The organism is Klebsiella sp. CN_Kp073, assembly GCF_040065495.2.
Classification (GTDB): domain Bacteria; phylum Pseudomonadota; class Gammaproteobacteria; order Enterobacterales; family Enterobacteriaceae; genus Klebsiella; species Klebsiella aerogenes.
The window spans coordinates 1,197,461-1,211,077 of sequence record NZ_CM198051.1; the positions used below are offsets into that span (position 1 = coordinate 1,197,461).

General features: G+C 57.2%; 14 protein-coding genes. 5 read left to right on the forward strand and 9 right to left on the reverse strand.

Translation table 11 applies throughout. The annotated features are described in order from the left end of the window. Nucleotides 1-670: 670 nt before the first annotated feature. Nucleotides 671-1,072, forward strand: a complete 402-nt coding sequence (stpA, locus tag ABLV66_RS05815) for a DNA-binding protein StpA (RefSeq protein ID WP_348876824.1) — start codon at nt 671-673, stop codon at nt 1,070-1,072. 40 nt (nt 1,073-1,112) lie between these two features. Here stpA and ABLV66_RS05820 read toward each other — a convergent pair whose 3' ends face one another. Then, nucleotides 1,113-1,292, reverse strand: coding sequence for a GDFGVC terminal motif YodC-like protein (locus tag ABLV66_RS05820; RefSeq protein ID WP_045395194.1), 180 nt, complete (start codon nt 1,290-1,292; stop codon nt 1,113-1,115). Between the two features lie 208 nt (nt 1,293-1,500). On the opposite strand from ABLV66_RS05820, the gene lpxO reads away from it, so the two are divergent. Continuing rightward, entirely contained in the window at nt 1,501-2,403 is a 903-nt protein-coding gene (gene lpxO, locus ABLV66_RS05825; RefSeq protein WP_045395192.1) for a lipid A hydroxylase LpxO, read from the forward strand. Here the strand turns inward: lpxO and ABLV66_RS05830 are convergent. From ABLV66_RS05830 to ABLV66_RS05840, 3 genes are all read right to left on the reverse strand, one after another. Beyond that, complete coding sequence (locus ABLV66_RS05830) at nt 2,400-2,921, reverse strand: rhodanese family protein (protein WP_045395190.1); 522 nt, start codon at nt 2,919-2,921, stop codon at nt 2,400-2,402. The genes lpxO and ABLV66_RS05830 overlap by 4 nt on opposite strands. Nucleotides 2,922-2,930: 9 nt before the next feature. Then, on the reverse strand, nt 2,931-3,230 hold the full coding sequence (locus ABLV66_RS05835) for an ArsR/SmtB family transcription factor (RefSeq protein WP_047044355.1): 300 nt from the start codon (nt 3,228-3,230) through the stop codon (nt 2,931-2,933). Nucleotides 3,231-3,308: 78 nt separating this feature from the next. Further along, on the reverse strand, nt 3,309-3,914 hold the full coding sequence (locus ABLV66_RS05840) for an FMN-dependent NADH-azoreductase (RefSeq protein ID WP_348876825.1): 606 nt from the start codon (nt 3,912-3,914) through the stop codon (nt 3,309-3,311). Nucleotides 3,915-4,016: 102 nt separating this feature from the next. Here ABLV66_RS05840 and ABLV66_RS05845 point away from each other — a divergent pair, with 102 nt between their 5' ends. Continuing rightward, nucleotides 4,017-4,955 (forward strand): LysR family transcriptional regulator, encoded by a 939-nt coding sequence (locus ABLV66_RS05845; protein ID WP_348876826.1) that lies wholly within the window; start codon nt 4,017-4,019, stop codon nt 4,953-4,955. 59 nt (nt 4,956-5,014) lie between these two features. Next, complete coding sequence (locus tag ABLV66_RS05850) at nt 5,015-5,611, forward strand: undecaprenyl-diphosphatase (RefSeq protein ID WP_262831157.1); 597 nt, start codon at nt 5,015-5,017, stop codon at nt 5,609-5,611. Here ABLV66_RS05850 and ABLV66_RS05855 read toward each other — a convergent pair whose 3' ends face one another. Next, a complete protein-coding gene (locus ABLV66_RS05855) occupies nt 5,612-7,393 on the reverse strand; it encodes a sigma-54-dependent Fis family transcriptional regulator (protein WP_063447419.1) in 1,782 nt (593 codons plus the stop codon). It abuts the gene before it with no gap. 265 nt (nt 7,394-7,658) lie between these two features. Here ABLV66_RS05855 and exaC point away from each other — a divergent pair, with 265 nt between their 5' ends. Then, on the forward strand, nt 7,659-9,179 hold the full coding sequence (exaC, locus tag ABLV66_RS05860) for an acetaldehyde dehydrogenase ExaC (protein ID WP_045395180.1): 1,521 nt from the start codon (nt 7,659-7,661) through the stop codon (nt 9,177-9,179). Nucleotides 9,180-9,749: 570 nt separating this feature from the next. Here the strand turns inward: exaC and ABLV66_RS05865 are convergent. The 4 genes from ABLV66_RS05865 to ABLV66_RS05880 are packed head-to-tail and all read right to left on the reverse strand — an operon-like array spanning nt 9,750 to nt 13,589. After that, nucleotides 9,750-10,694 carry an oligopeptide/dipeptide ABC transporter ATP-binding protein gene (locus ABLV66_RS05865; RefSeq protein WP_289578170.1) on the reverse strand — a complete coding sequence of 315 codons (945 nt, stop codon included), beginning with the start codon at nt 10,692-10,694 and terminating at the stop codon, nt 9,750-9,752. Further along, nucleotides 10,687-11,676: an ABC transporter ATP-binding protein gene (locus tag ABLV66_RS05870; RefSeq protein ID WP_047044369.1), complete on the reverse strand. Its 990-nt coding sequence runs from the start codon at nt 11,674-11,676 to the stop codon at nt 10,687-10,689. The genes ABLV66_RS05865 and ABLV66_RS05870 overlap by 8 nt, the downstream gene beginning before the upstream one ends. Continuing rightward, a complete protein-coding gene (gene ddpC / locus ABLV66_RS05875; RefSeq protein ID WP_047044371.1) occupies nt 11,676-12,569 on the reverse strand; it encodes a D,D-dipeptide ABC transporter permease in 894 nt (297 codons plus the stop codon). Before ddpC ends, ABLV66_RS05870 begins: the two co-directional genes overlap by 1 nt. Further along, a complete protein-coding gene (locus ABLV66_RS05880; RefSeq protein WP_047044374.1) occupies nt 12,570-13,589 on the reverse strand; it encodes an ABC transporter permease in 1,020 nt (339 codons plus the stop codon). It lies immediately after the preceding gene. Nucleotides 13,590-13,617: the final 28 nt, after the last annotated feature.

Here is a 13,617-nt window from a genome sequence, read left to right on the forward strand (position 1 = left end):
CGGTGTAGCGGTTTTGGGCTGCCTGTTTTGATGTGTGTAGAGTATATCTCTGCATAGTAAGTGACAACTAGCTATAAATTTTTATTTATCGCCTTTTTGTCGATAAAACACTCTGCGAGCTGGCATTTTGTTTAACTTGCGCTACTTTTGTTCCTTTGTTTTATTATTTCGTTTTATATCAAATAGATATGATTTCGCTTTGTCAGATGGCGATCGGGCGTGGCAGGAGAAGTGTGGTGGATAAAGCGGGTATCTGAATGCATTATGTGATGGCTGTCGCTTTTGGCGTTATTTACCGTATAAATACCGGTTCATTAGCATTTACTGCTGTATGTAAAAAATGGTTTTTATTCGGATTATGTGAATTTTCATTCATCACCGCAAAGCCATTGGCGTTCCTGTTTTACCGGCGATGATTTTATAACTCACTGACGTGGCTATAAATATAATATTATGAATATTATTATGTCGCGCTATGCATTATTCATCCGCGCCAGTCAGAGTTTGTGTTCTATTTCGATATTGCCCACCAATAAATTTCAGCGCGTTCATAGGCGTAATCCTGTACATATTTATTTGAATAAGCTAAGGCTGGAAATAAATATACATATCTATTAAACTGACCAGGTAATTCTTGTTTTATTTTTTCGATTTGGGATTTTTGATCTTTATGTCTTTTACGTTACAAAAACTGAATAATATTCGCTCACTGCGTGCTATGGCGCGTGAATTCTCCACTGACGTGCTTGAAGAGATGCTGGAAAAACTCAGGATCGTCACTGAAGAAAAACGTGAAGAGCAGCAGAAGACGCAACAGCAGCAGGCGGAATATCAGGAAAAAATTAATACCTGGCTGGAATTAATGGTTGCTGACGGTATTTCACCTGATGAATTAGCGCTGCATGAAATGGCCCCGGCGAAAAGCAGTAAAAAACGTCAGCCGCGCCCGGCTAAATATCGTTACACCGATCATACCGGCGCAGAAAAAACCTGGACTGGCCAGGGCCGTATGCCCAAGCCGATCGCTTTGGCCGTCGCGCAGGGGCAATCACTTGAGAGCTTCCTGATCTAAACAGAGATTGTTTAAACGGTGGGGAAACCCACCGTTTTGCTTAGCAAACGCCGAAATCGCCTTCTTCGGTATAAGGCGTAACATCAACCGCTTTCAGAGTAAATTTCTCACCCTGCTCGTTACTCGCCTGAACAACGATCAGGCTATCGCCATTCACTTCCACTACCTTCAATTTTGGCCCGCCGACGCGCGGTTGTACCAGATCGCCTGTTGTAAACATGGTGTCTCTCCTGAGCATTGGTAACAACTAAGAACCTAAACGATAGCTCAATGATGCTGACGGATTCAACGATCGTGCTGCTTTTTGTTAAAACAATTTATGGGTAGATGTATTATCTTTGTTAATGGTTTTTGTGGCGCTGCGGTGAGTGAAACTGAGACTGCTGGCGCAGAATGATTCAAAACAGAACATGGTCAGATAAGCGAATATGAAGTATATCATTTTACTTATTATTATAATTGCTGTGCTCTACGTCCATTATCGCGGAAAAGTTCGCTATCGTTTCTGGCGTCAGCTTTCCGACCATTCAACTTTTACCGCTCCTCTTAACGGGTTTATGTACCTCTTTTCGCGTGTGCCGAATACCCCGTTTCTGCGTCCGGAGACGTTTCCGGAACTTGCGATATTACAAAAGAACTGGCTGGTTATTCGTGAAGAGGGGATTAATCTGCAGCGTCTGGAGCAAATAAAAGCGGCGGAAAAATATAATGATGCCGGATTTAACTCATTTTTTAAAACCGGTTGGAAACGGTTTTACCTGAAATGGTATGAAGACGCGCATCCCTCCGCAAGCCAGCTATGTCCAAAAACGACTGAACTGCTGCGCGGCATTCCTTCGGTTAAAGCGGCAATGTTCGCCACGTTACCTGATGGTAGCCGTTTGCCTCGCCACCGTGACCCTTATGCCGGGTCGCTGCGTTTTCATCTTGGGCTGGCGACGCCGAATGACGATCGCTGTTTTATTGAAGTGGACGGCGAACGCTATAGCTGGCGCGATGGCGAAGGCGTGCTATTTGACGAAACCTATATTCACTATGCGGAAAATACCAGCGGTGAGAACCGGCTGATTCTGTTTTGCGATATCGAACGGCCCATGCGTTACCGCTGGGCGCAGAAGGTGAACCACTGGCTGGGGCGAAATTTAATGAGCGCCGCCGCCGCGCCGAACGATATCGGCGACCGTACCGGCGGGATTAACCGCAGCTTCCGCTACATTTATCAAATCCGCATTGTCGGCAAGCGTTTGAAAAAATGGAATAAAACGGTTTACTACATCGTCAAATGGCTACTTTTCGGCGGCATTGCGCTACTCATCTGGCAGGCGTTTTAACGTCGGTTCCACGGCATGACCGCCAGCAGGCGCGCCATGCCGCAGAAACCGGTGAGGCCAGCGAAAGTGAGCCCCGCGCCAACGAAACCGCTCAGCAAGAAAAAGCCGCTGTTGACGGCGTATCCCAGCACTACTCCCAGCAAAATCAGCGCGCCGGCGGCGATTTGCACCTGGCGCATTAGCGGCAGCGGCTGGGATTTATCTTCGACTATCGGCAAACCCGCCGCTCGCCATGCCTGAATACCGCCAGCCAGTAGCTTAACCTGCGCGGGCGCGGCGGCGGTGGCCAGAAGGCTGGCGTTATTTTGCGTGCGCGAGCCGGCCTGGCAGTGAAAAATGATTGTTTCTCCCGGCTGCGCATTGAGCGCCGCGCCGTGAGTCAGTTGCTCTAATGGCAGCAGCGTCGCCGCCGGAATATGCTCACGAGCGTATTCGTCGGCAGCGCGGATATCAATCAGCCGTGCGCCCTGGGCGATAAGCGCCTGGGCTTCGTTGGCTGTAACGGTGGCGATAGTCATAAGGACTCCTTACGGGCAGTAAATGGTTTTCAGCGTGGCGATAACCTGCTGAACGGCGGGATGGGTAATGAAATAGCGCAGGCGCTGGGCGTCGCGTTCGCTGTCGATAAGCCCCTCATCGCGCATCCGCGCGAGATGCTGAGAGGTGGCGGAAGGGCTCAGGCCGGTGATTTGCGCCAGGTCTCCCGCGGTTGTACGCGGGGCTTCGCAAAGCATGCACAGAATCAGTAGCCGGTGGGGATTACTCATCGCTTTCAGCAGGACAGCGGCTTCCCCGGCGCTGGCCTGCAGTTGTTGTGCTGTGGTCATTTTATTTTAGTCTTTTCTAAATTTAGATTATTCTAAAATAAAAACTGACCCTTTACCAGCCCGCAGAAGCAGCGGATCTCACGCCAGCTGAGCGGCCCTGGCAATATGCTGGCGGGCGTGGGCGATACCTGCATCACGGCCGTGCGGGCGAATATCCATCCCTTCGGCATAGATAAATTCAACGTCACTAATCCCCATCAATCCCAGCACCGCGCGCAGGTAAGGGGTGACCGCATCGCTGGGTTGCCCGTCATGGACGCCGCCGCGCGAACTAATGACTACTGCACGCACGCCTTCAACCAACCCCTGCGGCCAGGCCTCGGTATAGCGGAAGGTTTCCCGCGCTCGCGCCACCAGATCGAACCAGTTTTTGAGATCGGTTGGCACGTTGAGGTTATACATCGGCGCGCCGATCACCAGCAGATCGCTGGCCTTTAACTCGGCGATGAGTGAATCAGAGAGGGCAACCCCTTGCTGAATCGCCGGACGCGAGTCTTGCGCGCCGCGCAGCGCGGCAAACAGCGCGCCGTCGAGTTTCGGCAAGGCGAGGGTGGTCAGATCGTGTTCGACGACCGAATCCTGATGACCGGCCTCGCGGCGGGTCTGCATATATTCATCTATTAGCTGGTTGGTTAGCGACGCCGGACCGTTGATGCTGGATTTTAAAATCAATACGTTACTCATGACGGACTCCTTATAAAGTTGATGGTCCGCAGGGTAACACTGTCTTTTTTTCTCCAGTAGTGACATTGTTTTTAATCATTGTATCCACTCAGGAACCAATCAATGCGCAGTGATTTAAATGCGATCCCGGTATTTGTCGCCGTCGTCGAGTGCGGCAACTTTGCGCAAGCCGCTGAGAAGCTGAGCGTGACGCGCTCCGCCGTCGGCAAGACCATTTCCCGGCTGGAGCAGCGGCTCGGCGTCGCGCTGTTTCAGCGCACCACGCGTCGGCAGGCGTTGACCGAAGAAGGCGAGGTCTTTTATCTGCAATCCCGCCGGGCGCTGGATAACCTGCGGGATGCGGAAAATGAAATTCAGCGCGGGAAAACCCAGGTGCAAGGGCGGCTGCGAATCAGCCTGCCGGTGCTGTTTGGCCAGCGCTGCGTGGCGCCGATATTGTTTCCTCTTAGCCAACGTTATCCTGAGCTTAAGCTCGAGCTGTCGTTTAGCGACCGCCAGGTCAATCTGTTTGAAGAAGGGTTCGATATGGCGATACGTATCGGCGCGTTGAGCGACTCCAGCTTTCTTAAGGCCCGGCGTTTAGGCCAGCACGGCATGATTCTTTGCGCATCGCCGTTATATCTACGACATCGGCCAGCGCCGCAGACGCCGGAAGAACTGCACGAGCATCTTACTATTGGCTATCTCTACGCCGGGCAGATGCAGAAATGGCATTTGCGCGATGCGCAGGGAGCGGCGCTCGCGTTTCGCCCTCAGCCCGGACTGGCAATGGATGATTTCGCCGCCATCGCCGCGGCGGCAAAAAGCGGGCTGGGAATCGCCTGGCTGCCGGATTGGCTGGTGGCCGACGAACTAGTGCGGGGAGAACTCCAGCAAATATTGCCGTCGTCGGTCAGCGGCAGCTTTGCGATCAGCGCCGTCTGGCCGGAAGCGGCATGGGTGCCGCAGAAAATTCGCGTAGTGGTAGATGAACTGCTGGCGCGGCTGCCGCAGCAGTTAGCCGGTGGTAAAAACCAGGAGGATTCTTCAGCGTCAGGTTAATCCGGGCTTAAGGTATTCTGGCGATAATGACAGCATGATGACTGTGACGAGAACTCGCCATGAACCTGTTAGAAACGTTTAACCAGAGCGCCTTCCTCGCGCTGAATGCCGGGCCTGGTACGCCGGACAGCCTATTGCTGCTGGCGCGATTCTCCGCCAGCTGGATTATCCTTTTAGTCCCGGCGATATTGCTGGGATTATGGTTCCTTGGCGGTCGGCAGGGGCATCGACAGGCGCTGTTTTGCGCCATGACGATTTTGATAGCGTTAGGGCTGGGGTTTGCCTGTGGAACGCTGTGGTTCCATCCGCGGCCGTTTATGATGCCGCTGGGCCATACCTGGATAAGCCACCCGGCGGATAACTCTTTCCCAAGCGATCACGGCACCGTAATGTTCAGCGCCGCCTTCGCGCTGCTGTCATTACGCCTGCGCGGCATGGGGCTGCTGGTGCTGGCGGCGGCGCTACCGGTAGCGTGGGCGCGTATTTTTCTCGGCGTCCATTTCCCGCTGGATATGCTGGGCGCGGCGCTGATTTCAGCACTGGGCCTCTGCGTGGCAAAAGTGATCTGGCAACGGCTGGGGCAGACGCTGGTGGCGCTGTGCGAAGCGCTGAGTCGCCGTCTCTTTTCCTGGCTGCCGGCGCGCTTTACGCCGTAGTCACTTCCTTTGTACGCGCGCGGCCCGTCGATACAGCGTGCTGCGCGCGACGCCTAACGCCTGCGCCGCTTTACTCACATTGCCGTTAAAGCGGGCCAGCGTATCGGCAATCAGCTTTGCATCATGTTGTTGAAGCCCGCCTGGAGCGCTGGTTTGCTGCGCGCTTTGATACTCCTCGGGCAGCGCCGCGACGCCCAGGCATTCGCCATCGTCCGCCAGCGCCAACAGGACTTTGAGCAGGCTTTGCAACTGACGCACGTTACCCGGCCAACGACATAATGTCAGTTGATGAATCAGCGCATCGGAGAGCGTGATATGGCGTTCTGCCGCGCCAAGCGAGCGCCACAGCGCAGGAATAAAATGTTTGAGTTCAGGCCATTGGCGTAGCGGCGGGATGGTAAAAGCGTATTCGCGCAGGCGGTAGAGCAGGTCCTCGCGAAACGCGCCTTCGGCGACGCGCTGCGCGAGATGACGGTGGGTGGCGCAAATTAAGGCGAAGTTCACCGGCGCGCTGCGATTCCCGCCCAGCGGCATGACCTCTTTTTCCTGCAATACCCGCAGCAGTCGGGTTTGCAGAGCCAGCGGCATATCGCCGATTTCATCGAGGAACAGCACTCCGCCATCGGCTTCGCGAATTTTGCCGATATAGCCGTTTTTATTCGCGCCGGTAAAGGCCCCCGCCTGATAACCGAAAAGCTCCGATTCAATCAGCGATTCGGGGATGGCCGCGCAGTTGATGGCGACGAATTTACCGCTGCGCCAGCGGCTATGCGCATGCAGCTCACGGCTGAGGAACTCTTTACCGCAGCCGGTTTCCCCTTCGATACACAATGCGATACCGGCGTTGAGTAAGCGGACCATTTTCTCGCCTTCGCCGGACGCGCAAAACGGCAGGTTGAGCGCTGGTTGCGCGGGGACGGCGACGCTGGCGCGGGTTGGCGCGCGCAGACGGTAGTAGTAGCCACGTTGCTGGAAGGTCATCGGCAGCGGCACGCTAACCGCCGTTTGCGTCAGGCGGGGGAACAACTGCTGGAAGGTCATTTGCCCTATCTGTCCAGCCTGCAGGCCCAGTTCGCGGATGGCCAGCCGATTGGCCGCGGTCAGCAGGTTATCGGAGAAGACCAGCAGCAGTTCTTCGGCGCTATCGAGCTTCTGCACCCGCGAGTGCAGGCTCATTAACCACTGCTGCGGATGCAGGCTCTGTTTCACCCACAGATATTCAATCTGTTTGGCGGCCTCTTTAATCCACGCCAGAGAGTGGGGATGCGGGATATGCGCCGGGCCGGAAATATCCAGCGCCCCGGCAATCTGGCCATCGGGGCTTTGTAGGGGTACCGCCGCGCAGTACAAATCCTGATTACGGGTTAAATAGTGTTGACGGCCTTCGACTTCGCAGCTGTCGTCAATCGCCAGCGCGGTACCGATAGCGTTGGTGCCGCGACCGCTTTCGCTCCAGATATTGCCAGGCTCCAGCGCGAAGCTTTGCGCTTTTTTCATTGCCGCGCTATTGCCGAAGGTTTGGAGCACCAGCCCGCTGGCATCGGAAAGAATCACTACCGATTGCAGCCCGGCGGCACGTTGCGCCAGCGGCGTCGCCACCGGTTGCGCCAGCCGCTGTAGGCTGCGGTTGCTTTCCAGCACGTCGGCCAGTTCGCCGCCGCGCAGGCGCGGAAACTCGTCGCTCGTTGGCTGCAGGCCGTAGCGCTGGCTGCGTTGCCAGGAGTCGCTCAGCAGCGCGCTGGACTGCGCCTCGGGGGTGATAGTGAACGGATTTCCTTGCACGGCGCACCTCGTGGTCGGCTGGGTTGTGTTGCAATATTGTAGCTATTTGGTTTTATTGGTGTTGCGATTCGCAACACAGAAGCGGGATCCTGTGCGACAAAGAGGACGCGAATTGGCAAGGGGATATATTTAATTATTTGAAAATTATTAAGTTTATTAGGAGTGCATAAAGTTGGCATAACCCCTGCTACAGGAGAAAGCGTGCAGCGGACAATAGCAAAAAACACCACGCCGCTGCGCCTTAACCCTACAGAAGGAGATTGCTATGCGTTATGTTCATCCTGGCAAACCGGGCGCTTTGGTTTCATTCAAATCGGCCTACGGCAACTTCATAGATGGTAAATTCGTCGAGCCGTTAAGCGGCGAATATTTCATGAATACTTCTCCCGTCGATGGGAGCAACATTGCGCAGTTTCCCCGCTCCGACGCCAAAGATATTGATTTTGCCCTTGATGCGGCACACCGGGCGGCGGACGCCTGGGGGCGAACCTCGGTACAGCAGCGTTCCCATCTTCTGCTGCAGGTTGCCGACCGCATTCAGGAGAATCTGGAGTATCTGGCGGTTGCGGAGAGCTGGGATAACGGCAAACCGATCCGCGAAACCCTGAACGCCGACCTGCCGCTGGCGGTCGATCATTTCCGCTATTTCGCCGGTTGTCTACGCGCGCAGGAAGGCAGTACCGCCGAAATTGATGACACCACCGTGGCTTATCATTTCCACGAACCGTTGGGCGTGGTCGGGCAAATTATTCCGTGGAACTTCCCGCTGCTGATGGCGGCATGGAAACTGGCGCCCGCGCTGGCGGCAGGTAACTGCGTGGTCTTAAAACCGGCGGAGCAGACGCCGCTAAGTATTACTTTGCTGATGGAAATCATCGGCGATCTGTTCCCGGCTGGGGTCTTGAACGTGGTACAGGGCTTTGGCAAAGAGGCCGGCGAAGCGCTAGCCACCAGCAAGCGGATCGCCAAAATTGCCTTTACCGGTTCGACGCCGGTGGGCCGTCATATTATGGCCTGCGCGGCGGAGAATATTATTCCCTGTACCGTTGAGCTGGGCGGCAAATCGCCGAATATCTATTTCGCCGACGTAATGGATGGTGAGGAGGAGTTTATCGAGAAGGCGGTGGAAGGGCTGGTACTGGGCTTCTTCAATCAGGGGGAAGTTTGTACCTGTCCATCGCGCGCGTTGATCCACGAATCGATCTACGAGCCGTTTATGGAGCGGGTAATGGCGAAAGTGATGCAGATCCGTCGCGGCGATCCGTTTGATACCGAAACGATGATCGGCGCTCAGGCATCACGCCAGCAGTTCGATAAGATCCTGTCGTATATCAAGATTGCTCGTGATGAAGGCGGGCAGATCCTCACCGGCGGCGATCGCGCGAGCATTACCGCCGAGCTGGATAGCGGCTTCTATATTCAGCCGACGCTGATTAAAGGGCACAACGAGATGCGCAGCTTCCAGGAGGAGATCTTTGGCCCGGTCATCGGCGTGACCACCTTTAAGGACGAGGCTGAGGCGCTGGCGATTGCTAACCAGACGCAGTTTGGTTTAGGGGCCGGGGTATGGACGCGGGATACCAACCTGGCGTACCGCATGGGGCGTGGCATCAAGGCCGGTCGAGTGTGGACCAACTGCTATCACGTTTATCCGGCGCATGCCGCGTTTGGCGGCTATAAGCAGTCCGGCGTCGGGCGAGAAACCCACAAGATGGCGCTGGAAGCCTATCAACAGACCAAAAACCTGCTGGTGAGCTACGGCACTGCGCCGTTGGGGCTGTTCTGATTCATTTATAACGGCTGACCCGGGGGCGGCGTAAGCTCCTTCCCCGGGCTACCTATGGCACTGGGCCACTCATTGCACTGGATCTGTAGGCCCGCGCAAGCGCAGCGCCGCCGGGCAATATCCGCGGATAAGGCGCCGCTTTTGCGCCGGATGGCGGCTTCGCCTTATCCGGCCTACGGTCTGTGCGGCCTGCCTTTAATTTATTCACCATGCTGGCTGAAACTGCCGGTGTTGGTGGCCTCAAAATCGCTGAGACGTTCCCGGAAGGCCGGGGCAGCCCGCATGGATGCGGGCTGAGGGCCGTGACTTGCAGGGACGCAGCCTCGGCCCGACCCGGAGCCTGCAGGGATAAGTCGAAGGTACCACGAAGTGGCGATTTTGGCGGCCAGAGCCCGGGAGTACAGAGGGCGGCGGCGACTGGCCGCCCTCTGTGCGCTCCCTGCACCATGAGAGCCATAACGCAGAAGAAATATCGGGAGCGCAATGTGCTCTGAATTAACACAAAGCACATGTTTTCCGTACACAAAACCGTTGCAAACCGATAACAGTAGCACCGGGCGGCGCCCGGTCTCATCTTATTGTTTGCGCTTTCCAGCAGCGGACCTGCGCGCCATTCGCTTGCGCCTCCAGCGGCTGAGGCCGTTCGCAGCCCTGGCTGGCGTGAGGACAGCGTTCCCGAAAGTAGCAGCCCGTCGGCAGCCGGCGGTTGCCCGGTAGTTCGGTATTGCGCACGCCTTCGCCTAACGGTGAGCCGATGCGCGGTACCGACTCCATCAAAAGCCGGGTATAAGGATGCGCAGGATTATCCAGCACCTGCCGCGCCTCGCCCATTTCAACGATTTGCCCGAGATACATCACCGCCACCCGATCGCTCATATGACGTATCACCGAGACGTTGTGCGAAATCAGCACGTAGGTGAGATTCTGCCGCTGCTGCAGTTCGACCAGCAGATTAAGGATCTGCGCCTGCACCGAGATGTCCAGCGCCGAAGTCGGCTCATCGAGCACGATAATCTCCGGCTGCGACGAGAGCGCGCGGGCGATGGCGATACGCTGGCGCTGGCCGCCGGAAAAAGCGTGCGGCAGCCGATCGAGATATTCGCTACGGATCCCCACCTGTAGCGCCAGCTGCTCGGCGAGATCGCGACGCGCCTTTTCAGGCATGCGCGACTGGATCCACACCGGTTCGGTGATGGTGCGCCAGACCGGTAGCCGCGGATCCAGCGACGAGAGCGGATCCTGAAACACCATCTGCATGCGTCCACTCTGGTTTTCGCCGCGCGCCGGCGCGCGGGTGAAGTGGCCGGAAGAGGGCTTTAGCATGCCCATCAGCAGCTTCGCCAGGGTGCTTTTCCCACAGCCGGATTCGCCCACGATCCCTAAGGTTTCGCCGCGTCTGGCCGTCATATCCAGCCCATTTAGCGCATAGACGCGTTCGATGACTTTCCCGCGCCAGTTTTTCTGCGCGGCGAACGTCAGGTGCACATCATTGAGGGTTAATAGCGTCTCAGACATGGGCATTCTCCCGTTGCGGATACCAGCAGGCAGCCTGTCTGTCGGCGGCGTTATCATGAGCCTGCAGCGTAGGGGTAATACCGCAGGCTTCACCCGCGGCGAAGCAGCGTTCGCGGAAGGCGCAGCCGGCGGGAAGACGCGCCAGATTCGGCACGGTGCCGGGGATAGAACGTAGCGGCGCGCGCGGTTCGCCATTATCGGGGGCGCTGTTTAACAGACCGATAGAGTAGGGATGCTGGGGATGTTGCAGCACCTCTGCGGTTTTGCCGCTTTCAATGACCGCGCCGGCGTACATGACGTACAGCCGATCGCACACCTGAGAAACCACCGCCATATCGTGGCTGATAAACAGCACCGCCGTGCCGGTCGCCTGGGCCTTTTGCTTCAGCAGGCGCAACACCTGACGCTGCACGGTGACGTCCAGCGCGGTGGTCGGTTCGTCGGCAATCAGCAGGTCGGGCTCGCAAGAAAAGGCGATAGCGATCATCACCCGCTGGCGCATGCCGCCGGAGAGTTCGAAAGGATAGCGCTTGAGCACGCTTTGCGGGTCGGCGATTTGCATATCCGCCAGCAGCTCGACGGCGCGGGCGCGCGCCTCACGCAGCGACATGGGACGGTGCTGGCGGATGACGTCTACCATCTGCTTACCGATGCGTCGGGTGGGGTTAAGCGCGGTCATCGGCTCCTGAAAAATCATCGCGACCTTGCTGCCGCGAATATCGCGTAGCGTTTTTTCCGTCAGGGTGAGCATATCGTGGCCCATCAGGGTGATAGCGCCGCTATGAATATGATAGCTGCCGGCGGAGAGCAGACGCATCGCCAGCATCGCGGTCACCGATTTACCGGAACCCGACTCGCCCACCACGCCGACGATTTCGCCGCGATCGATGTGCAGCGAGATATTATTCAGCACGTTGACCTGGCCCTGATAGACCGGGAAACTCAGGCGAACGTTATCGATAGTTAAGACCCTATTTTCCATTAGTTGCGTCCTCCGGCCTTGGGATCCAGCAGATCCTGGATGCCATCGCCAAACAGGTTAAAGCCGACGGCGGTGATCAGGATCGCCGCCCCGGGGAAGGCGCAGTACCACCACTGATCGAGCACGTAGTTGCGACCGTTAGCGACCATCGCGCCCCATTCCGCGGTAGGCTGCTGGGCGCCGAGGCCAATAAAACCGAGCGTGGCGGCCATCAGGATCGCGCTGCCGATATCCAGCGAGGCCTGCACCACCAGCGGCGGCAGGGCGTTACGCAGAATATGCCAGCTGATCAGATGCCAGCGCGAGGCGCCAAACGTCACCGAGGCCTCGACGAAAGTATGCTGACGCACGACCAGCGTCTGGCCGCGGGCCAGTCGCACGTAAAATGGAATACGCACGATGGCGATCGCCAGCATCGCGTTGAACAGGCTCGGGCCTAACGCCGCCGCCAGCGCCATGGTCAGCACCAGCGACGGAATCGACAGCATAATGTCCATCAAGCGCATAATTAGCGCGTCGCTGCGCCCGCCCAATACCCCGGATAGGCAGCCCAGCAGCGAACCGCTGATCCCGGCGATCAATACCACCGCCAGCCCGGCGGCCACCGACTGCTGGCTGCCGATCAGCACGCGGCTGAACAGATCGCGGCCGACCTCGTCGGTACCAAACCAGTGAGCGAACGACGGCGCCTGCAGACGCGCGGCAAGATTAATGGCGTTAGGATCGTGCGGCGTCAGCCACGGCGAGAAGATCATTAAAAACAGCATAACCAGCATGATCGCCGCGCCAATCAGCGTTAGCGGGCTCTGGCGGATCAACCACCAACGACGCTTCCAGTGGCCGCTTTTTTCAGCCTTTGGCCGTGGAAGCGGTTGTTCCTGAGTCATCATCACTTAGCTTTCTCCCCGACCCATGCGCGGGTCGATCCATAAATAGAGCAGGTCGACTACCAGGTTGACCAGTACGTAAGCAAAGGAGACCACGATGGCGAAGCCCATCACGGCGGGGAAATCGAGCGCCTGAATCGAAGACACCACGTAGGCGCCCATCCCCGGCCAGGCGAACACCGTCTCCGTGAGCACCGCGCCGTACAGCAGATCGCCCAGCGCCAGCCCGAGCACGGTGATAGAGGGGATCAGCGCGTTGGGTAGCGCATAGCGCACCACAATGGTGAATTTCGGCAGGCCGCTGGCCAGCGCGGTACGAATGTAGTCCTCATTGAGCTGCTCGAGCATCGCCGAGCGGATCTGCCGGGCGACGATGCCAAGATGAACGAAGGCAAGGGTGGCCGCCGGTAAAATGAGGTGCTGCAGGGCATTGAAGAAGACCTCGACATTGCCTTCCAGCAGTGAATCCAGCAGATAAAAACCGCTGACGCGGGTGGGCGGATCGAACCAGTCATCGAGCCTGCCGCTGCCGGGCAGCCAGTCGAGCTTGCCGTAAAACAAGACGATTACTCCGAGACCGAGCCAGAATGCCGGAGTCGAGATGCCGGTCAGCGCCATCAGGCGCACCAGGTGATCGGTCCAGCGATTGCGGTATACCGCCGACAGCACGCCGAGCGGGATGCCGACCAGCAGGGCAATCAGCAGCGCGCAAAAGGCCAGCTCCAGCGTCGCCGGGAAGAAGGTTTTTAAATCTTCCAGTACCGGGCGGCCGGTGCGAATCGAGGTGCCGAGATCGCCGTGGAGCAGGGCGTCAACGTAGCGGGCAAATTGCTGCCAGAGCGGTAAATCCAGCCCCAGCTGCTGGCGAATATGGCGGACGATTTCATCGCTGGCGCGATCGCCCGCCAGCAGTCGCGCCGGGTCGCCGGGAATCAGGTGCGAAATAATAAACGTAATCACGCAGACGCCGGCGACGACTAATATCAGCCCCCAACAGCGCTGTCGTATTAAACCCCAGAAACTCATGATGACGCTCCTCGGCCGGGCCTGTGAC